A 20,407-nucleotide genomic window follows, 5' to 3' on the forward strand; every position below is an offset into this window, starting at 1 on the left:
CCGACATCACTCCTTCGAAACAGGGCCGACGAAGTTGGTGTCGAAGCTCGGGCCGAGCGCAAAGCCCTTGAGGTTCTTGCGCAGGCCAGCCACTTCCAGCTGCTGGTGGATGATGACGAAAGGACTGGTATCGAGGATCTTCCTCTGAAGATCCTCGTACATTGCGGCGCGCTTGGCCGAATCCTTCTCGAGCAGGGCCGCTTCCGTCTGCTTGGTCAAGTCCGGAATGTCCCAAGCGTTGCGCCAGGCCAGGGTCTTGGTCTTGGCTTCATCCGAATTGTCCGGGTTGCTGGCAAAGGTCTGGGCATTGGAGTTCGGATCGAAATAGTCCTGGCCCCACTGGCCGATATAGATGTCGTGGTTGCGGGCGCGGTATTTGGTCAGCGTCTGCTTGCCGTCGCCGGGGATGATCTCCAGCTTGATGCCGGCCTGTCCCAGCGTCTGCTGGATCGATTCCGCCATGCCGGTGGTCGGTTGGCCGGTGCGCACGTCCATGGTGACGTTGAAGCCGTCGGCGAGACCCGCCTTGGCAAGCAGGTCCTTGGCCTTGGCGACATCGAGCTTGAACGGGTTTTCGTCGAGAGCACCAAGGTCGCCCTTGGGCAGGAAGGTCTGGTGGATCTCGCCGATGCCCTTGAGGATGGTTGAGCTCAACGCGTCGTAGTCGACCAGATATTTGAAAGCCTGGCGGACCTCGGGCTTGGCGAGGTTCGGGTTCTTCTGGTTGAGGCTGATGTAAAAAACCGTGCCTTTCGGCGCGCTGGTGGTGGTGAGATCGGCGTTCTTGGCGATGGCGTCGAGATCGTTTGGCTCGAGATTGCGGGCGACGTCGATATCACCGGTTTCCAGCGCCAGGCGCTGGCCCGAGCTTTCCTTCATGTTGCGGTAGATGACGCGGGCAAGCTTGGCCTTCTCGCCGTAGTAATTGTCGTTGCGCTCAAGGACGACAACTTCGTTGGCGCGCCATTCGCGCAGCTTGAAGGCACCGGAGCCGGCATAGCCGGTCTTCAGCCAGGCATTGCCGAAATCATTGTCCCATTTGTAGTCGGCGCTCGGCGTGACCGCCGCGACATGCTCCTTGACCAGCTTGGCGTCGACGACCGAGGCGACCGTCGCCGACAGGCAGTTCAGCACGAAGCTCGGCGCATAGGCCTTGTCGACGGTGAACTGGAACGTCGTATCATCAACAGCCTTGGCCTTCTCGGTGACGTTGCCGCCGTCGATGCCGAACTGGCCGATGATGAAGGCCGGGCTCTTGTCGAGCTTGATGGCGCGCTCGAACGAATAGGCGACGTCCGCCGCTGTGATCGGATTGCCGGAGGCGAATTTGAGGCCGGGCTTGAGCTTGAACGTGTAGGTCAGGCCGTCGTCGGAGACGCTCCAGCTTTCGGCGAGATCGCCTTTGACCTTCGAGGTGTCGCTGAGGTCGAGGCGCACCAGGAGATCGTAGGTGTTGCCGGTGACTTCAGCGGTAGACAGTTCGAATGCCTCGCCTGGATCCATGGAGATGATGTCGTCGATGGCGAAACCCTCGACCAGCGTGTCGGCGGGCGTGACCGCGAAGGCAGGCGCACCGGCCAGAAGCAGCGCGGACATGGCGGCGCCCGCGAGCAAGAAGCGGGTGCGTAGAGCAAACTTTTCCATCATCATTTCAACTGTTCCCTGTTTTTGTTGACCTGAGTTCCCGGCTCAGGGTTGTGGCATTTCTTGCCGCGTCGAACGGTGATCCCCGGACCGTCGTATTGGCAATTTTTGTGCGGTTCCAGCTCACCATATCCGGCGGTTTCGAGCGCGGCAACGAGCATTTGCAGAACGGTCGATTGGGCCAGACCGGCGGTGCGAAAATCCGGCTATTTCAGCGCGGTAACCAGGTCGGGGTCGGGAAAGCAGGTAGCGGAACGGCCGTTGCTGGCCTGCCATTTGCCGATCGAGCGGCGCGTCTTGAAGCCAGGCAGGCCGTCGGCGCTGCCGACATCGTAGCCCTTGGCTTCCAGCGCCCGCTGCAGGGCGGCGATGTCGGAGCGGTAGAGCCCGCCGACCGCGCCCCAATTGCCCGAGAAATTGCTGTCGCCATGGGCGATGCGATCGGCGCCATGGCCGATGAACAGGGCATAGAGATCGCTGGTGTTATACTGCTTCAGCACGTAGAAATTGGGGGTCACGATGAAGGCCGGGCCGCTACGCCCGGCCGGCATCAAAAGAAAGCCCTCGGCTTTCAGTTCGCTCGCCGGGAACGGTTTACCCGACACACGCCTGATGCCCATATCAGCCCATTGGGAAATCTTCCTGCCCTGGTCCGGACCTTCGAGCGAGCACGAGACGCTTTCCGGCACCATCACCTCGAAGCCCCAGCCGCGGCCCCTGACCCAGCCATAATGCACGAGATAATTGGCGATCGATGCCAGTATGTCGGGCGTCGAATTCCAGATGTCGGTGTGGCCGTCGCCGTCGAAATCGACGGCATGCTTGAGGAACGACGTCGGCATGAACTGCGGCTGGCCGAGCGCGCCGGCCCAGGACGATTTCATCGCACCGACCGGGGCAAGCCCGCGCTCGACGATCCCCAGCGCCGCCAAGAGCTCGGTGCGGAAGAATTCCTTCTTGGTCGACATGAACGCCTTGGTGCCCAGCACCTCGAAGGCGTCATAAGGCAGCTTCGCTGCGCCGAAGCCGCTCTCGCGGCCCCAGATCGCCAGCAGCACTTCGCCAGGCACGCCGTAGCGTTTCTCGATCGCTGCAAGGGTCCTAGCGTTGGTCGCCTCGCGGGTGCGGCCGCCGGCGGTCACCGCACGGACTATCTTTTCGGCGAAATAGGCGCCGGGCGAACCGAACTCGGCCTGATGCTGCTTCCGCGGCGTCGTCGCCTTCTCGCCAGGCTTTACCAGGTCGGGCAGTTTGAGGTTCGGCTTGACGCCGTCGAAGGCGGCATCGAAGGTTTTCCTGGAGATGCCTTTGGCCTTGGCTTCGGGCCAGAGGTCGTTGCCAAGCCAGGCGCGGAACTGGTCGTCGATCTTTGCCGCGGAGGCGGGTGTGGCGAGGATGAGGGCAAAGAGGACTCCAAGAAGAAACGCGACGGCTATTTTGCGAAAACAGCGATCCGTCCCACCCCCCTCTGTCCTGCCGGACATCTCCCCCGCAAGGGGGGAGATCGGCAGCTTCAATCTCGGCGCCAATTTTGCAACGCTGAAAATTGGCGAAAGCAGAAGCGACGGCCAATCTCCCCCCTTGCGGGGGAGATGTCCGGCAGGACAGAGGGGGGTGGGACGGATCGCCAGCCTTAAAGAATGCTTAGCAACCATCATCCTCCCCGCAACTCCCCTCAAAACACCGTCCGCGAGCGCAGTGCCGCGGCGAGCGTGCCTTCGTCGAGATAGTCGAGTTCGCCGCCGACCGGAACACCGTGCGCCAGGCGCGTCACCTTGACGTTGAAGCCGGAAAGCTGGTCGGTGAGGTAGTGCGCGGTAGTCTGGCCCTCGACCGTAGCGTTGACGGCGAGGATCACTTCCTTGACCTCGCCGCCGGCGACGCGATCGACCAGCGAACGGATGTTGAGCTCATCGGGACCAATGCCGTCGAGCGGCGACAGCGTACCGCCGAGCACATGATAACGCACGTTCATGGCGGTCGCCCGCTCCAGCGCCCAAAGGTCGGCCACGTCCTCGACAACGATGAGCGTGGTGGGGTCGCGGCGCGGGTCGGTGCAGATCATGCATGGATCGGAGGTGTCGACATTGCCGCAGGTCGAGCAGATGCGCACCTTGTCGACCGCCTCGCCCATGGCGGCGGCGAGCGGCGCCAGCAGCTGCTCCTTCTTCTTGATGAGGTGGAGCGCGGCGCGGCGCGCTGAACGCGGGCCGAGCCCCGGCACCTTGGCCAGCAGCTGGATCAGGCGTTCGATCTCGGGACCGGCGATTCGCTTCGACATCGCTCCGGTTTAGGATTTTTCAACGGGTTTTGGAACAGCGCTGAGGCGCGCTGTTCAGCCTGCAAAGAGGCAATCGCCCGGCGTTGCGCCGCCCCCCTTGCCCTGCCGGGCATTTCTCCCCGTACAACGCGCCGACGCCGGCCGCCTCAGTTTTCCTCCAGCGGCCGGGTCTGGCCGGCGATCATCGCGCCGATGGCGTCGGTGTTCTCGGGCGTCGTCTCGAACGACATTGTCGGCTCTGCCGGCGCCGCCTGGAATGATGTGACCGGCCGGGGGTTCACGGTTCCACCGAAACGGGCCGCGTCCGGTTCCTGCATTGGCTCCTGCAGCGCCACAAGGATTGGCTTCTCCGGTGCCGCCCTCGCCGCGGTCGCCATTCCTGCAGTCACCCTAGTCTGCCTTGCCGGCAGCGATGCGGCGGCGGTAACATAGGTTGCCTTGGCGAATGTGGGCTTGACCTCGCGAGCCGGCTCCGCCGAGGCGACAAGTATAGCCTGAGCGGCAGGCGCTTGCGGCTTGGCCTGGGCCATGGCGACCACCGGTTCGTCCGGCAACGGCTGCCAGTTGCGGCCGCGCTTTTCATAAAAGGCATTGCCGCCGGCGACCATGGTGTAGTGCATGTTCTTGTAGGGGAAGCGCAGCCCGGCGGTGTGGAAATACATGGTGTTCTTCAGCTTGGCTTTGCGCTCGCCCTTGAGCACCGCCTCGGCGGCCTCCTCGACGTCGGGCATCGCCTTCGAATTCATCGGCCGTGTCATGACGCCCGGCGCGAACTGGCCGCGCTCGCCAACCACTTCGCAGATGGTGCTGCCGTGCTTGCCCGACCGCAGCCGGTTCATCACCACGGTGCCGACCGCAATCATGCCGTCACGGCTCGACCGGTTGGACTCGAAGAACATCGCCCGCTCCAGGCATTCCTTCTCCTTCGGCGTGGAATTGTAAGAGCGCGAGCTCAGGAAACCCGGCGTAATGGCATCGGTCAGGCTGGACATGCCGTGCGAGGCGGTCTGACTGCAAGCGGCCAAAAACAGCGGCGAGACAACGACGCCGAGCCGCAACGGCGTCTTCCATCGGGTAGAGATCAACAGGTGTCCCCTCATTCTGCTGCCAGCCCGCCCCTGGTTGCGGCAAGAATGAGACACTTTCAGGCAAAAAGATGGCTAAAGCGTTATTAAGTTTGGGGCGTTGCCCAATAGACACAGCTGGCGGGCGAAGAGCGTTGGATCGCTGCCCTCTTCGGTCAAGTGCCCGCATGGTTCCAGGGATTCATGCCGTGACCTTGGAGCGCCGCAATCTGCGCAAGAGGGCTTGCCCAAGCCTGGAGAGATTGGTTCAGTCGACGCGGTAACTGTAAACACAGCTCGAGGTGTGCTGAGATTCAGGTCAGGCCGAGCCGAAAATGGCGGCTTCCGAGAACCGGAGCGGAGCGTACGTTTCGTACGTGAGCACCGGAAGCGCAGGAAGCCGCCGTTTGCAGGCCGGCATCACGTGAATATCAATACACCTTAGAACGGCAGCTTCATTCCCGGGGGGATCGGCAGTCCCGCGGTCAGCGCCTTGGTCTTCTCCTGCATGATCTGCTCGACCTTGGTCCTGGCGTCGTTGTGGGCAGCGAGGAGCAGGTCCTCGAGAATCTCGACCTCGTCCTCCTTGAACAGCGCCGGGTCGATCTTCAGCGACTTCATCTCGAATTTGCCGGTCAGCGTCACACTGACCAGGCCGCCGCCGGCCTGTCCGGTGGCTTCCAGCGTGGCAATCTCATCCTGCATGGCCTGGAACTTGGCCTGCATTTCCTTTGCCTTGCCCATCAGGCCGAGAAGATCTTTCATCGCACGGTCCTTTGCAGTTGGTGCTGGTTGTTCAGGTTTCGTCGTCGTCGGCCGGTGGCTCGACCGGTACTTCGGCCTCTGCCGCATCGGCTTCCGGCGCGTCGGGAATGCGCACGTCGATGATCTTGGCGCCGGGAAAGCGCGCCAGGATGGCGGCGACCGTCGGGTCGCTCTTGGCATCGAGGAAGGCGTTTTCGCGCTTTGTCGATTCCATCTCGGCCAGCGTCTGGCCGCCCTCCTCCTTCGACAGCGACACCAGCCAGCTGCGGCCCGTCCAGGCGCGCAGCTTGGCGGTCAAATCGTTGAGCAGCATCTTCGGCGCATCGTCGGTCAGGCTGACGTCGATACGGCCGGGCTCGATGCGCACCAGGCGCACGCAACGCTTCACCAGCACCTTGAAGGCCATGTCGCGCTGGGCGTCGGCAAGGGCGACAATATCGGCCAGCGATTTCACCGGCACCAGCGGCGCCTCGACCACCGGCTCCGGCGGAGCAACGAAGTTGGTCGGCACGGGCTCGGCCTCGACCAGGCGCATCGTCTGCGCGCCGCCATTGGCCGTCGGCATCCGCGTCTGCGCCACGGCACCGGCACCACCGCTTGCAGGCGCATGGTTTGCGGGGCCGGGGCTTGCCGGCGCGCCATTCACGCGCGGCGCGGCGCCCGGCGGCGAAACGCCGTTCTCCAGCGATTTGAGCGCCTCGTCCAGCGTCGGCAGGTCGGCGGCATGCGCCAGCCGGATCAGCACCATCTCGGCGGCGCTGACCGGGCGGTTGGAAGTCTGCACCTCGGGAATGCCTTTCAAGAGCATCTGCCATGTCCGCGACAGCACCTTGACCGACAGCGTGCTGGCGAAATCGGCGCCGCGCCGACGCTCGTCCTCGGACAGCGAGGCGTCGTCGATGGCAGCCGGCACGAAACGCAGACGGGTGACCAGATGGTTGAACTCGGCAAGGTCGGTCAGCACCGCGGCAGGATCGGCGCCGGTATCGTACTGGGCACGGAATTCGGCAAGCGCGGCCGCGACGTCGCCCTTCATGACATGCTCGAACAGATCGACGATGCGGGCACGGTCGGCAAGGCCGAGCATGGCACGCACCGCTTCGGCGCTGACCGCGCCGCCGCCATGGGCGATCGCCTGGTCGAGGATGGACTGCGCATCGCGCATCGAGCCTTCGGCCGCGCGCGCGATCATCGCCAGCGCGTCGTCTTCAACTTCGATGCCCTCCAGACCGGCTATCCTGGCAAGGTCGGCCTTGATCATTGCCGCATCGATGCGCCTGAGGTCGAAACGCTGGCAGCGCGACAGGACGGTGATCGGCACCTTGCGGATTTCGGTGGTGGCGAAGATGAACTTGACGTGCGGCGGCGGCTCTTCCAGCGTCTTCAGCAGGCCGTTGAAGGCCTGGTTGGAAAGCATGTGCACTTCGTCGATGATGTAGACCTTGTAGCGCGCCGACACCGGGGCGTAGCGCACACGCTCGATGATGTCCCTGATATCGTCGATGCCGGTATGCGAGGCGGCGTCCATCTCGATGACGTCGACATGCCGGCCTTCCATGATCGCCTGGCAATGCTCGCCGAGCACGGCAAGGTCGACGGAAGGCTGGTCGACCGTCGGTGTTTTGTAGTTCAGCGCCCGGGCGAGTATGCGCGCGGTCGTCGTCTTGCCGACGCCGCGCACGCCGGTCAGCATCCAGGCCTGGGCGATGCGGCCGGTGGCAAAGGCATTGGTCAACGTGCGGACCATCGGCTCCTGGCCGATCAGCTCGGAGAAATTCGACGGTCGGTATTTGCGCGCCAGCACGCGGTAGGCGGCAGGCTTGTCCAATTTCCCGGCCTCGTTTCCGGCTTCGCTCATTCGCCCGTCAAGCTCCAAGGGCTGCCACTGGAGGCCGCCGATTCCTGCGCATAGTTTCGCCCGCACGGCTTGGCGCCGTCAATGTCGGGGCAAAAGGCGAAGAGGCGGGAGGCTGGAACAATGACCCGTTCCGGGCTCGTTAGGGCTGCTTCCTTCCGGACCTGACCCGGTTGGCGAGTGGACCGTCCACCACCAACCTCCCAGCATCCATATCGGCAATCCGGCGATGAAATGCAAGTGCGGATGACAGGGGCCTTGAGCGACGGCGAAAGCTGAAACCAAAAACCCGCCTCGGCGGGCGGGTTTTTGGTGCGAATAATCACCATAGCGAGATTAGTAGCATAGCTGCCGGCACAAAGCAAGAACAAAATGTGGCCACGATCAAAATCGTCGACCTCGGCGGGGCAGCGCCAACCTGATGCAATTTGCCCGGGCCTTCACTTCTTCGCGCACAATCAGCGCCGCGACGGCCAATGTTGCTTGCTGCCCCTTGCGGCCCTTCGGAAGCCGCTCTAGCGTCGATAGAGTTCAAAAAATGTCCAAAAGTGAGGGAAACGCCGATGCTGCCGGGCCTCAAGGCCGGATTCACGCTTGACGCCCAGCTGGAAGCCGACAGCGAACAGCTGATGTGGCTCGGCCTGTGCGAATTGCGCGTCATGAACGACCGCCGCTGGCCATGGCTGCTGCTGGTGCCGCAGCGGCCGGGCATCGAGGAAATCCACGATATGACGCCGCTCGACCAGGCGATGCTGACCTTCGAGACCAACATGGTGGCGCTGGCGCTGAAGCGGGTGACCGGCTGCACCAAGATCAATACCGGTGCACTCGGCAACATCGTGCGCCAGTTGCATGTACACGTCATTGCGCGCTCGGAAGGCGATCCCGGCTGGCCCGGCCCGGTGTGGGGGCACGGCCTGCGCGAGCCCTATCAGCGCTCCGACCTTCGCAAGTTTGCGGAAAAGATCAAGGCAGCGCTATAAGCCTCCCCCGTGTCCATCTTGAACCTTCCCGAGTCTGCATGAGCTTTCGCCTGTTTGACGCGCCCTTGCGCGAGCCGAGCCAGTTCGTCGGCTTCGCCGGCAACATTATCGACCGGCAGTCCGAAAACCGCGCCGACGATTCCGTTGAAAAGGCGCTCGCCGATCCTTCGGCGCGGCTTTTGCTGATGCGTGGCGGCCGGCTCTATCTGAAGCTTGCGCAAGGCGCATTCGACCCCTGGTTCGGCGTGGCCGAATGCCGGCCGCTCGAAGCATCGCTCGAAAACCGCGTGCTGCTCGGTTTTTCCGAAAGCGGCCCGGTGCTGGCGGTGCCGGCCGGAGTCGAGCCCGAGCAGCTTCCCGAGACGATCAAGGCCATCGACTATCGCTCGGTCTATATGCAGGGGCTGATCGACGAAGCGGCCGCCGGCGCGCTGGCGCAAGGGGCGGCGCTGCTTGCCTGGCATGCCAGCCATCGCTTCTGCAGCAAGTGCGGCACCGAAGCCGAGATGCGGGCGGGCGGTTACAAGCGGCATTGCCCGGCCTGCGGCACGGAGCACTTTCCGCGCACCGACCCGGTGGCGATCATGCTGACGGCGACGCGCGAAAAATGCCTGCTCGGCCGCGGCCGGCATTTCGGGCCCGGCATGTATTCGGCGCTCGCCGGTTTCATCGAACCGGGCGAGACGATCGAGGCGGCGGTGCGCCGCGAAACGCTGGAGGAAGCCGGCATCCGGCTAGGCCGCGTCGTCTACCACGCCAGCCAGCCCTGGCCGTTTCCCTATTCGCTGATGATCGGCTGCTTCGGCGAACCGCTCAACGACGATATCCACCCCGACTTCAACGAGCTGGAAGATTGCCGCTGGTTCTTTCGCGACGAGGTGCTCTCGATGCTGGCCCGCGAGCATCCGGGCGGCCTGGTGACACCGCCGAAGGGGGCGATCGCCTATAATCTCATCCGCGCCTGGGCCGACAGCGCGTGATACGAAGACATCGCAGGAGCAAAAAATGATCCGTCACACCGTCGTGTTCACGCTAAAGCACCCGCCGCATTCGCTCGAGGAAAAAAGGTTCCTCGCCGACGCCAAGACGATCCTCACGGCGATAAAGGGCGTCACGCATTTCGAGCAGTTGCGGCAGGTCAGCCCCAAGAACGACTACCGTTTCGGCTTCTCGATGGAGTTCGCCGATCAGCGGGCTTACTCCGGCTACAACGACCATCCCGACCACGTCGCCTTCGTCCGCGACCGCTGGATCCCGGAGGTCGAGGCGTTTATGGAGATCGACTACGTGCCGCTCGGCTGGGGCTGAGACTGAAAAGCGACGCTCTAAAAAATCAATACCCCGCGTCGCGATCCACCACATTTTCCAGCGCTTCGCCGCGCTCGAAGGCGTCCATCTGACGCAGCATGATCGGCGCCAGGTGGACCGGATCGGAAGTTGCCGCCGCGTGCGGCGTCACGAACACTTTCGGGTGGCTCCATAGCGGGCTGGTCTTCGGCAGCGGCTCGACCTCGAACACGTCGAGGCTGGCTTCCTTCAGCGTGCCGTCGTCCAGCGCGCGCAGAATGTCGGCGTCCTTCTGCAGCCTGCCGCGCCCGGCATTGATCAGCACCGAGCCGCCGAGGCCATTGGGCTTGCGCAGCTCCTTCAGCACGCCGTGGTTGATGATGCCGTGCGTCTGTGGCGTCAGCGGCAACAGCACCACCAGGATATCGGTGGCGTTGAGGAACGGGATCAGGCCGGCCTCGCCCGCGTAAGTCGAGACACCTTCCATCGGCCGATCGCTGCGCGACCAGCCATTAACGGGAAAGCCGAGCGACAACAGTACCGATGCCGCCGCCCGGCCAAGCGTGCCGAGCCCCATAATGCCGACCGAGATGTCGCCGGCCGGCCGCTGCTGCGGCTCGTGCCAGATCTTCTTCTGCTGCTGGGCGCGGTAGAGCATGCCCTGGCGATGGTGGTCGAGCACCCGCCAGACAACGTATTCGGTCATGTACTGGGTAAGGTTGTCGGCGACCACTTTGACGACCGGTACGTCGGGCAAGGTGGGATCGGCGAAAATGTGGTCGACGCCGGCGCCGATCGAGAAGATAGCCCGCAGATTGGGCAGCGACGACAACAGGTTCGGCCTCTGTTTCCACACCACAGCATAGGTGATCGAGGGATCGCCGGCGCCATTCGGCTCGAGCACCACTTCGCGCTCCGCCGACAGCAGTTCGCGCCAGCGCAGCGGATGAATACCGGTGAGGGCAAGCAGGATGCGGCCTTTTTCCATTGCGGATTGTTTTTCCCTTTTACCAACAGCGTTCGCGTCCGGACTCGCAGGGGCGCGGCAGCGTTTTGATTTAGTGCATGATCTCTGGCGAAAATCTACTCGCTGACGATACCGACCGGCGCCGTTTCGATCTTGAAGGCGGCCGAGATCAACGCCTTTGTATAGTCGGTCCGCGGGTTGCCGAAAATCTGTTCGGAAGGACCGGCCTCGACGATCCTGCCATTACGCATGACGATGACTTCGTTGGCGAGCGCGCGGATGACCCTCAGATCGTGGCTGATGAAGAGGTAGGCGAGATCGTGCTTGGCCTGCAGGCTGCGCAAGAGGTCGACGACCTGCGCCTGCACGCTCATGTCGAGCGCCGAGGTCGGCTCGTCCAGCATGACGAAACGCGGGTTGAGCACCATGGCGCGCGCGATGGCGACGCGCTGGCGCTGGCCGCCGGAGAATTCGTGCGGATAGCGGTTGCGCGTCGCCGGATCGAGGCCGACTTCCTTCAGGACGTCGACGACACGCTCGTCGCGCGCATCAGGAGACAGTTTCGGCTCGTGGATCTTCAACCCTTCCTCGATGATCTCGGCGACCGACATGCGCGGACTGAGCGAACCGAACGGATCCTGGAAGACGATCTGCAACTCGCGTCGCAACGGCCGCATTTCGCTGAAGGACAGCTGATCGATGCCGCGTCCGTTGAACTGGATGGTCCCCGTCGACGAGATCATCCTGGCCAGCGCCAGGCCGAGCGTCGTCTTGCCTGAGCCGGATTCGCCGACGACGCCAAGCGTCTGGCCGGCCCGCACGGTGACGTCGATGCCGTCGACCGCCTTCACATTGTCGACGGTGCGCCGGAAGAAGCCCTTCTTGATCGGAAACCAGACCTTGACGTCCTTGCCGACCATCACCGGCTTGGCGGCCTGGTTGGCCGCCGGCGGCTTGCCTTTCGGCTCGGCGGCAAGCAGATGCCGCGTGTAGGCGTGCTGCGGATTGGCGAATATCTCCTTGGTCGGGCCGGTCTCGACGATCTTGCCCTTGGTCATCACGCAGACCCGGTCGGCGATCTTCCTGACGATGCCGAGATCGTGGGTGATGAACAGCATCGACATGTTCTTGCGGCTTTTCAGGCCGGCCAGCAATTCGAGGATCTGCGCCTGGACGGTGACGTCGAGCGCGGTCGTCGGCTCGTCGGCGATCAACAGTTCAGGCTCGTTGGCGAGCGCCATGGCGATCATGACGCGCTGGCGCTGGCCGCCGGAAAGCTGGTGCGGATAGGCGTCGAGCCGTTTTTCCGGTTCGCGGATGCCGACCTCGTGCAGAAGTTCCAGCGTGCGCGCCTTGGCGTTGCGATCGCCCAGGCCCTGGTGCAGCTTCAGCACCTCGACGATCTGCTGCTCGATCGTGTGCAGCGGGTTGAGCGAGGTCATCGGCTCCTGGAAGATCATGGTGATCTTGTTGCCGCGCACGCGGCGCAAGTCTCTCTCGTCCGCGGCAAGCAGGTCGGCGCCGAGGACCAGGATCTTTCCCGACGGGTGGCTGGCGGTCGGATAGGGCAGCAGCTTCAGCACCGACAGCGCGGTGACCGACTTGCCGGAGCCGGATTCGCCGACCAGCGCCACCGTCTCGCCCTTGGCGAGGTCGAAGGAGATATGGTCGACGGCGACCGACTGGCTGCCGCCTTGCGTGAAGGCGACGCTGAGATCCTGGACCGAGAGGAGAGGGGGGGTCATAGCTCAACTTCCGCGACAACCCTGTCCAAGGCGGAAATTTCCGGTCGTATGATCGAAATTTTGGCTGCCATTTGAGGGGGGACGAGACGATTTGGTGCGATAGAATAGGTCTCTTTCAACCTCGTGTCCGCGGTCAGAAATTGGGTGCAGCCGAAGTGCATCGCTGTGGAAAGATGGATCGCGTCTGGTAATCTCAACGAAAGGAATTCCGAACGTAACTGTGCTGCGTGCCAGAGAACGTCGCGAGTTATCGTCCCAATTGAGATGAAGGCATTGCCGATTGAAATATTGTCGTAGAGCTCGATCAGTCGCTCATTGTTCTTTCTCAAGGGATCGACCATCAACTCCGCGAGCACGATCTCACTCGTCGCCAGGAAAGGCTGCTTTCTGCCCTCGTTCAGTGAAATGAGCTGAAGCAGTTTGTTTGCAAGCGCATCATTGTTTTCAAAGGCATAGATGAAAATGTTGGTGTCGACATAAAGCCGGACTGCAGCCATCAATCCTCCCACTCATCGCGGAGGGCACGAACACGCGCGACAGCCTCGTCGAGGCTTGTTCCCGGCGCGTTGGCCTGAGCATCCCGCATGAGTTCAAGCAATTGTTCGCGGCCAAGGGGCCTGTTGGCCTCCTCCTCCACTGTCACTCTGACCGAGGCGCTCGGCGCTATGCCTTTTCGCAGTTCATCCGGGAGCTTCGATGCCGGGTAGTGTTCAAGGATGATCCTATTCATAACCCTTCCTTCCCCAACGTGCGGATTGACGGACTGCACGGACGCCAACACACCGTCATGGCTCCGGGTTCGCTCATATCGGCCAATTTGCTCTCCAGTGATCGAGCGATGGCTGCCACTGGTGTTTCACCGATCAAAGCCGCCGGTCACTTGAGGGTACGTCCGCTTTTGTCCGGATTGCCATTTCCGGAATATAACATGCCGAATGCCAGCCTGCATCGCCCTCATCTGAACGTCTTGCGCGGATCGAAGGCGTCGCGGGTGGCCTCGCCGACGAAGACCAGCAGCGACAGCATCAGCGAGATGACGACGAAGCCGGAAATGCCGAGCCAGGGGGCGTTGAGGTTGCGCTGCGCCTGCTTCAACAGTTCGCCCAGCGAGGCGGAGCCGGGCGGCAGGCCGAAGCCGAGATAGTCGAGCGAGGTCAGCGTCGAGATCGAGCCGCTGAGCAGGAAGGGCAGGAAGGTCAGCGTCGCCACCATGGCATTGGGAAGCAGATGCCGGAACATGATGGTGATGTTGGGCACGCCGAGCGCGCGCGCCGCATTGACATATTCGAAATTGCGGGCGCGCAGGAACTCGGCCCGCACCACGCCGACCAGCGCCACCCAGGAGAACAGCAGCATCAATCCGAGCAGGATGAAGAAGCCGGGCGGCAGGATGGCGGCGACGATCAAGAGCAGGTACAGCACTGGGATCGCCGACCAGATCTCGATGAAGCGCTGGAAAAGAAGGTCGGTCCAGCCGCCGAAATAGCCCTGCAAGGCGCCGGCCGCCACGCCGATCAGCGCCGAGCCGGCGGTCAGGATCAGGCCGAACAGCACCGATATCCTGAAGCCGTAGATGACGCGCGCCAGCACGTCGCGGGCCTGGTCGTCGGTGCCCAGCCAGTTCCAGTTGCCGACGTTGCAATTGGGGTCCGCTTCGCCTTTCGGATACTGGTTGCATCGCGTCTTCTTGTCGTAGAGCCAGGACGGCTTGGTCGGTGCTGCTTCGGGAATGGCGTTGTTGACGGTCTGGTAGGAGTAGCGCACCGGCGGCCAGACCATCCAGCCATTGGCATTGATCTCGTCCTGGATGACCGGGTCGCGGTAGTCGGTGACCGCATAGAAGCCGCCGAACTTCTCCTCGGGATAGGCGACCAGGACCGGAAACAGGATCTCGCCCTTGTAGGAGGCGATGATCGGCTTGTCGTTGGCGATCAGTTCGGAAACCAGCGACAGCACGAACAGGAACAGGAAAATCCACAACGACCAGTAGCCGCGCCTGTTGGACTTGAAGTTCTGCAGGCGCCGCTGGTTGAGCGGCGACAGAAAGGGCCGCGCGATCCGAGGCGGCGCCGTTTCGGCTGTCGCCTGCTCCATCAGACGTCTCTCCGCTCGAAGTCGATGCGCGGATCGACCCAGGTATAGATCAGGTCGGACAGCAGCCCGACGAACAGGCCAAGCAGCGAGAAGATGTAGAGATTGGCGAAGACCACCGGATAGTCGCGCTGCACCACCGAGTTGAAACCAAGCAGGCCGAGGCCATCGAGCGAAAAGATGTTCTCGATCAGCAGCGACCCGGTGAAGAATGCCGAGATGAAGGCACCGGGGAAACCCGCGATGACGATCAGCATGGCGTTGCGGAAGACGTGGCCATAAAGCACCTGCCGCTCCGACAGGCCCTTGGCGCGGGCTGTGACCACATATTGCTTGCGTATCTCCTCAAGGAAGGAATTCTTGGTGAGCAACGTCGTCGTGGCGAAGGCCGACAGCACCAGCGCCGTCAGCGGCAGGGTCATGTGCCAGAAATAGTCGACGATCCGCTGCGGCCACGACAGCTGGTCCCAATTGTCGGAGGTGAGGCCGCGCAGCGGAAACCAGTCCCAGAACGAGCCGCCGGCAAACAGCACCATCAGCAATATGCCGAACAGGAAGCCCGGAATGGCGTAACCGACAATGACGACGCCGCTGGTCCAGACGTCGAAGGTGGAGCCGTCCTTGACTGCCTTGCGGATGCCGAGCGGGATCGAGATCAGATAGGACAAGAGTGTGATCCACAGTCCGATCGAGATCGACACCGGCATCTTTTCCAGGATCAGGTCGAGCACCGAGATGTCGCGGAAATAGCTGTCGCCGAAATCGAAGCGGAGATAGTTCCACAGCATCATGCCGAAGCGCTCGAGCGGCGGCTTGTCGAAACCGAACTGCTTCTCCAGCTTCTTGATGAATTCCGGGTCGAGCCCTTGCGCGCCGCGGTATTTCGAGCCGACGTCGCCGGCGACATCGAAATTGGCGCCGCCGGCATCACCGCCGCCGCCGCCTAGGCGATCGCTGCCGCCCTGGTTGGTCAGCCTGGCGATGACCTGCTCGACCGGCCCGCCCGGCGCGAACTGGATGACGGCGAAGGATACCGCCATGATGCCGAACAGGGTCGGGATCATCAACAGGATGCGGCGCAGTATATAGGCGCCCATCAGGTTCCCTGCCTCGCTTGTGCGAAAATCTCAGCCTTTGCCAATCTTTGCCGCCTTGTCTTTGTCGAACCACCACGACGTCTCGACCGGAAAGTCGTAATCCGGCTTTTGAGCGGGAAAGCCGAACATGTCCCAGAAGGCTGCTCGGTGATTCGCCAGATGATATGTTGGAATCCAGTCTAGCCGCGCGCGCAAGACCCGATCGAGCGCGTTGAGCGCGGTTACGAGTTCGATCCGGCTCTGCGCCTTGCCGGCTGCCTCGATCAGCGCGTCGATGGCTTTGCTTTCCGTACCCGGATAGTTGCGCATCCCCGGCGTTTTCGCCATTTGGGAAGCGTAGAGAATCTCCAAACCGTCGGCGGTGGGCGTCGCTCCGATCGACCATGCGAGCATGTTGAAGTCGAAGTCGAAATTGCTCTGCCGCGCTTCAAATTGCGTCGAGTCGACCTGCCGGATCGAAGCGTCGATGCCGATCGCCTTCATATTCTCGGACCATGGCGCGAAAATACGAACGAGACCCTCGTCCTCGGCAAGCATTTCCACGCGCAGGCGCTCGCCTTTGTCGTTGAGGACGAAATTGCCCGCTCGCTTCCAGCCGCCTTCGGCAAGCAGCCTCGAAGCCTCGCGCAGCAGCTTACGGTCGTGCCCGGAACCGTCGGAGACGGGTTGCATCACCGGTTCGCCGAAGGTCTCCGGCGGCAACTCGGCTCGAAACGGCTCCAGCAGGGCCAACTCCTTGGGTGAGGGCAGGCCCTTGGCCTTGTAATCCGATCGCTCGAAGTTCGATTGCGAACGCTCGTAGGAGTCGAAAAACAGAACCCGCCTGGTCCATTCGAAGTCGAAGCAATAGGCGATTGCCCGTCTCACGCGAATGTCGCGGAACTGCGGACGGCGCTGGTTCAGCGCGACAGCCTGCATGGATGGCGTTTTCTCGCCAGGAAATTCGCGTTTGACGACCCTGCCATCCTTCAGTGCTGGAAAGTCGTAGCCGGTCGCCCATACCCGCGAGGTGAACTCCTCGCGAAAATGCGTATCCCCTTTCTTGAATGCTTCAAAGGCTGCCTGGCGATCAAGGTAGAAATCGATACGGATGCGGTCGAAATTATAACTGCCGCGGTTCACGGCCAGATCGCGGCCCCAATAGTCGGCGACGCGTTCATATTCGACAGTCTGCCCGGCCACCACCCGTCCAACCCTGTATGGTCCGGAGCTGAGCGGTGGCGTCATCGTCGAGGCGTCGAAATCATTGGCGGTGTAGAACGCTTTCGACACGATCGGCATTACGACGATCGCGAGGATATTCTGCGCGGACTGTTGGCCGTTGAAGGTAAGGTTGACTGTAAGCGGATCGATTGCGACCGCTTCTGTCATGTGCCGCAGCGCTTGGGAAAGGTTCGGATGTCCCCGGTCTTTGTAGAGGTTCAAGGCGAAGGCAATGTCGTCGGCGGTCAGCGGCGACCCGTCATGGAAGCGCGCTTGTGGCCGCAGGCTGAAGCGGTAGCCATTGCGATCCTGCGACAAGGTAACGGATTCGGCAAGCAGGCCGTAGACCGCATCCGGTTCGTCGACTGCCCTTGCCATCAGCGAATCGAAGCAGAGCTCGGTGCGCGGCGGCGAATCCCCCTTCAACACCAGTGAGTTCAGTGTGTTGAAAGTCAGGAAGCTCTGATTGAGGGTGGAGTTCGGCGGGGCGAAATTCATCCGGCCGCCCTTGGGAGCGTCCGGATTGACACAGTCGAAATGCGTGAAATCCGGCCCGTATTTGAGATCGCCAAAAGCCGACAACCCGTGCAGTTTCACGCCGGTTGGAATGGCCGCGAAAGCCCGGCCGGGCAGCAGCGCTGCGGCCGCGGCGGCACCGCCCAGGGCGAGGAAGTCGCGACGGGGCAGCGCCGCCATCAATTGCCGCTCTTGTATTTGGCCGCCAGCGCCTTTTCCTTGGCCGGGTCGATCCACCAGGAATTCTGGTCGACGCCGCTATAGGCGGGCTGCTTTTCCGGCATACCGAACTTGTTCCAGTAGGCGAGCCAGACCACGGCGCGGTAATATTGCGGCACGACGTAGAAATTCCACAACAGCACCCGGTCGAGCGCATGGGTGGCGGCAACGAGATCGTCGCGGTCGGTGGCATAAATGATCCGATCGACCAGCGCATCGACGACCGGATTCTTGATGCCGGCGTAATTGCGCGATCCCGGCGAATCGGCGGCCTTGGAGCTCCAGAAGTCGCGCTGTTCGTTGCCGGGAGAGTCCGACTGGCCGAGTTGCCATATGATGACGTCGTAATCGAAATGCTTGACGCGGTTGATATACTGGGTCTGGTCGATCAGGCGCAGCGTCGCGTCGACGCCGATCTTGCGCAGATTGGCGATATATGGGCTGGCGATGACCTGGTCGGTGTCGTTCCAACCGAGGATCTCGAATTTGAACGGTTCGCCGGTCTTGGCGTTGACCATCTTGCCGCCCTTGATCACCCAGCCGGCCTTGGCGAACAGATCGACCGCGGTCTTCAGGTATTTGCGCTCCGCCTGCGGCGTGTCGTAGACCGGCAGCTTGAATTCCTGGGTGAAGACTTCGGGCGGCAGCTTGTCGCGGTACTGCTCCAGGATCTCCAGTTCCTTGCCTTGCGGCAGGCCGCTCGACGCCAGTTCCGTGCCCTGGAAATAGCTGCTGGTGCGGGTGTTGGAACCGAAGAACAGGGTCCGGTTCATCGTCTCGAAGTCGAACGGGTACATCAGCGCGGCGCGCACCAGGCGATCTTGGAACAGCGGGCGCCTGGTGTTGAGCATGAAGGCCTGCATCGGTTCGGGCGACGCGGTCTTGAATTCCTTCTTGATGACGTCACCGGCCTTGACTGCCGGAAAATCATAGAATGTGTTCCAGCGCCTCGAACTGTTCTCCGGCTTGATGTCGTCCAAGCCGCCCTTGGTAAAGGCCTGCCAGGCGGCGTTGTCGTCCAGAAAATAGCTGAAACGCTGCCTGTCGAAATTCTCGCGGCCGATTTTTACGGGCAGCTTGGCCGCCCAGTAATCGGGTACGCGCTGCCAGATGATTTCGGACCCCGGCTTGAAGCTGGCGATCTTGTAGGCGGCCGATCCCAGCGGCGGCTCCTGCGTCGGTTTGGTGACGTCGCGCTTCTTGCCGCTGGCATCGGTGCCTTCCCACCAGTGCTTGGGCAGCACGACGAGATCGCCGATGATCTTCGGTAGCTCCCGGTTGCCCTTCTGATTGAAATGGAACTCGACCTCGCGGTCGGATATGGCGACCGCGTCGGTGACGTTTTCGAAATAGCGGCTGTATTGCGGACTGTTGGCCTTCAGCACCTGAAACGACCAGATCACGTCGTCGGTGGTGATCGGCTGGCCGTCATGCCACTTGGCCCGCGGATCGAGCCGGTAGGTCGCCGAGGAATAGTCGGCCGGATATTTGTAGGCGTCGGCGATCAGCGGATGGCTGGTGCTGCCTTCGTCGGTCGCCTGCTCCATCAGCGTGTCGTAAAGCAGGCCGCCGCCGAACTGCGCGAAGCCGGCGGCCGGCGAACCCTGCACGATGTAGGGATTGAAGCTGTCGAACGTGCCCAGCACCACCGAATTCACCGTGCCGCCCTTCGGTGCATCCGGATTGACGTAATCGTAATGCTGGAAATTGTCGCCGTATTTGGATTCGCCGATCAGCGACGAGGTCGTGCGCCATTCGTCCGCGAAGGCCGCCTGCAGGCCGCCGGCAAAAGCAGCCAGCATCAGCACTGATTTCAGAAGCGTCCGCGCTCGGCCAACCGTCATGCGTTCTCCTCTTCGCGATATAGCGCCGTCACCATAGCGTCTGGGCCCAATCTAGATCATTTGGCGGCGCTGAAAACCGCAACCGAGTGGCTTTGTCGTCGCATATGCATTTTCCCAAACGAAAAAGCCGGGCTGAACCCGGCTTTTTCAAGGATTATGTCATTACAGTTTTGTTATTTTGCGGGTGCGGCCGGAGCGGCCGGAGCGGCGCCTTCTGCCGGCTTGGCAGGGGCTGCACCTTCGGCCGGCTTGGCGGGCGCGTTCTCGGCCGAGGCGCCGGGGGCCGGCAGTGGCTTCGGATTGTCCGACAGCGTGCGCAGATAGGCGATGACGTTGGCGCGGTCCTCATCCTTCGGCAGGCCGGCGAAGCCCATCGCCGTGCCCTTCACGAACTTCTTCGGCGAGGTGATGAAGTGGTTGAGATTGTCGTAGGTCCACTTCTCGCTGCCGCCCTTGGAGAACTCCTTCATGCCGGCCGAATAGGCAAAGCCCTCATGCTCGGCGACCGGACGGTCGATGATGTCCCACAGATCGGGGCCAACCTTGTTGGGGCCACCTTTTTCGCCGGAGTGGCAGGCCTGGCATTTCTTGAAGATGGCGGCACCCGCTTCGGCGTTGGCGGTGGCCAGCAGCTCGGCGATCGGCTTGGCCTCCGCGGCGGGAGCGGCCGGGCCGCCTTCGGCGGGCTCGGTCGCCTCGATGGCGAAGCCGGGCTTTTCCGGCGTCGGCGAGGCAAACAGCGCGTCGGATACGATGCCAACGGAAAAGACGATGAACACCGTGCCGAGGAAACCGGCGAGCAGCTTGTTGACTTCGTTGGAATCCATACGCCCCAGGCTCCCTTTT

General features: G+C 62.4%; 18 protein-coding genes and 1 other RNA gene. 3 read left to right on the top strand and 16 right to left on the bottom strand.

Annotation, left to right across the window (positions count from 1 at the left end; genetic code table 11):
* Positions 1-6: 6 nt before the first annotated feature.
* The 7 genes from NKJ17_RS02820 to ffs form a co-directional block, all read right to left on the bottom strand.
* The gene (locus NKJ17_RS02820) at positions 7-1,650 is read right to left on the bottom strand and encodes an ABC transporter substrate-binding protein (RefSeq protein ID WP_254816193.1); all 1,644 of its coding nucleotides are present in this window, start codon (positions 1,648-1,650) and stop codon (positions 7-9) included.
* A 200-nt stretch (positions 1,651-1,850) separates the two neighbouring features.
* The gene (locus NKJ17_RS02825; protein WP_352686843.1) at positions 1,851-3,128 is read right to left on the bottom strand and encodes a lytic murein transglycosylase; all 1,278 of its coding nucleotides are present in this window, start codon (positions 3,126-3,128) and stop codon (positions 1,851-1,853) included.
* Positions 3,129-3,319: 191 nt separating this feature from the next.
* Complete coding sequence (gene recR, locus NKJ17_RS02830; RefSeq protein ID WP_352686846.1) at positions 3,320-3,925, bottom strand: recombination mediator RecR; 606 nt, start codon at positions 3,923-3,925, stop codon at positions 3,320-3,322.
* Between the two features lie 146 nt (positions 3,926-4,071).
* Positions 4,072-5,010, bottom strand: a complete 939-nt coding sequence (locus tag NKJ17_RS02835; RefSeq protein ID WP_352686849.1) for a cell wall hydrolase — start codon at positions 5,008-5,010, stop codon at positions 4,072-4,074.
* Between the two features lie 420 nt (positions 5,011-5,430).
* Entirely contained in the window at positions 5,431-5,754 is a 324-nt protein-coding gene (locus NKJ17_RS02840; RefSeq protein WP_254816197.1) for a YbaB/EbfC family nucleoid-associated protein, read from the bottom strand.
* A gap of 31 nt (positions 5,755-5,785) precedes the next feature.
* Complete coding sequence (locus NKJ17_RS02845) at positions 5,786-7,612, bottom strand: DNA polymerase III subunit gamma/tau (protein WP_352686851.1); 1,827 nt, start codon at positions 7,610-7,612, stop codon at positions 5,786-5,788.
* A gap of 104 nt (positions 7,613-7,716) precedes the next feature.
* Positions 7,717-7,813, bottom strand: an RNA gene (ffs, locus tag NKJ17_RS02850) — signal recognition particle sRNA small type.
* 359 nt (positions 7,814-8,172) lie between these two features.
* Between ffs and NKJ17_RS02855 the strand changes: the two genes are divergently transcribed.
* From NKJ17_RS02855 to NKJ17_RS02865, 3 genes are read left to right on the top strand one after another with little or no spacing between them, the layout of a single operon-like run.
* On the top strand, positions 8,173-8,592 hold the full coding sequence (locus NKJ17_RS02855; protein WP_023676868.1) for an HIT family protein: 420 nt from the start codon (positions 8,173-8,175) through the stop codon (positions 8,590-8,592).
* 38 nt (positions 8,593-8,630) lie between these two features.
* Positions 8,631-9,572: an NAD(+) diphosphatase gene (nudC, locus tag NKJ17_RS02860; protein ID WP_352686854.1), complete on the top strand. Its 942-nt coding sequence runs from the start codon at positions 8,631-8,633 to the stop codon at positions 9,570-9,572.
* A 25-nt stretch (positions 9,573-9,597) separates the two neighbouring features.
* Positions 9,598-9,900, top strand: a complete 303-nt coding sequence (locus NKJ17_RS02865) for a Dabb family protein (RefSeq protein ID WP_254816201.1) — start codon at positions 9,598-9,600, stop codon at positions 9,898-9,900.
* Between the two features lie 25 nt (positions 9,901-9,925).
* Here NKJ17_RS02865 and NKJ17_RS02870 read toward each other — a convergent pair whose 3' ends face one another.
* The 9 genes from NKJ17_RS02870 to NKJ17_RS02910 all read right to left on the bottom strand — a co-directional run bounded on the left by NKJ17_RS02870 (position 9,926) and on the right by NKJ17_RS02910 (position 20,388).
* Entirely contained in the window at positions 9,926-10,867 is a 942-nt protein-coding gene (locus tag NKJ17_RS02870; protein WP_352686856.1) for a 2-hydroxyacid dehydrogenase, read from the bottom strand.
* Between the two features lie 95 nt (positions 10,868-10,962).
* Positions 10,963-12,591: an ABC transporter ATP-binding protein gene (locus NKJ17_RS02875; protein WP_352686858.1), complete on the bottom strand. Its 1,629-nt coding sequence runs from the start codon at positions 12,589-12,591 to the stop codon at positions 10,963-10,965.
* Positions 12,588-13,088 (bottom strand): type II toxin-antitoxin system VapC family toxin, encoded by a 501-nt coding sequence (locus NKJ17_RS02880; RefSeq protein WP_352506117.1) that lies wholly within the window; start codon positions 13,086-13,088, stop codon positions 12,588-12,590. The genes NKJ17_RS02875 and NKJ17_RS02880 overlap by 4 nt, the downstream gene beginning before the upstream one ends.
* Complete coding sequence (locus tag NKJ17_RS02885; RefSeq protein ID WP_352506116.1) at positions 13,088-13,321, bottom strand: hypothetical protein; 234 nt, start codon at positions 13,319-13,321, stop codon at positions 13,088-13,090. The genes NKJ17_RS02880 and NKJ17_RS02885 overlap by 1 nt, the downstream gene beginning before the upstream one ends.
* A 224-nt stretch (positions 13,322-13,545) precedes the next feature.
* Entirely contained in the window at positions 13,546-14,685 is a 1,140-nt protein-coding gene (locus NKJ17_RS02890; RefSeq protein ID WP_352506115.1) for an ABC transporter permease, read from the bottom strand.
* A complete protein-coding gene (locus tag NKJ17_RS02895; RefSeq protein ID WP_254816205.1) occupies positions 14,685-15,779 on the bottom strand; it encodes a microcin C ABC transporter permease YejB in 1,095 nt (364 codons plus the stop codon). The genes NKJ17_RS02890 and NKJ17_RS02895 overlap by 1 nt, the downstream gene beginning before the upstream one ends.
* Positions 15,780-15,809: 30 nt before the next feature.
* On the bottom strand, positions 15,810-17,678 hold the full coding sequence (locus tag NKJ17_RS02900; protein WP_352686862.1) for an extracellular solute-binding protein: 1,869 nt from the start codon (positions 17,676-17,678) through the stop codon (positions 15,810-15,812).
* Positions 17,678-19,561: an extracellular solute-binding protein gene (locus tag NKJ17_RS02905; protein ID WP_352686864.1), complete on the bottom strand. Its 1,884-nt coding sequence runs from the start codon at positions 19,559-19,561 to the stop codon at positions 17,678-17,680. Before NKJ17_RS02905 ends, NKJ17_RS02900 begins: the two co-directional genes overlap by 1 nt.
* A gap of 173 nt (positions 19,562-19,734) precedes the next feature.
* Positions 19,735-20,388, bottom strand: coding sequence for a c-type cytochrome (locus NKJ17_RS02910; protein WP_352476004.1), 654 nt, complete (start codon positions 20,386-20,388; stop codon positions 19,735-19,737).
* Between the last annotated feature and the right edge of the window lie 19 nt (positions 20,389-20,407).

It is taken from the genome of Mesorhizobium sp. M0208, assembly GCF_040322015.1.
Classification (GTDB): domain Bacteria; phylum Pseudomonadota; class Alphaproteobacteria; order Rhizobiales; family Rhizobiaceae; genus Mesorhizobium.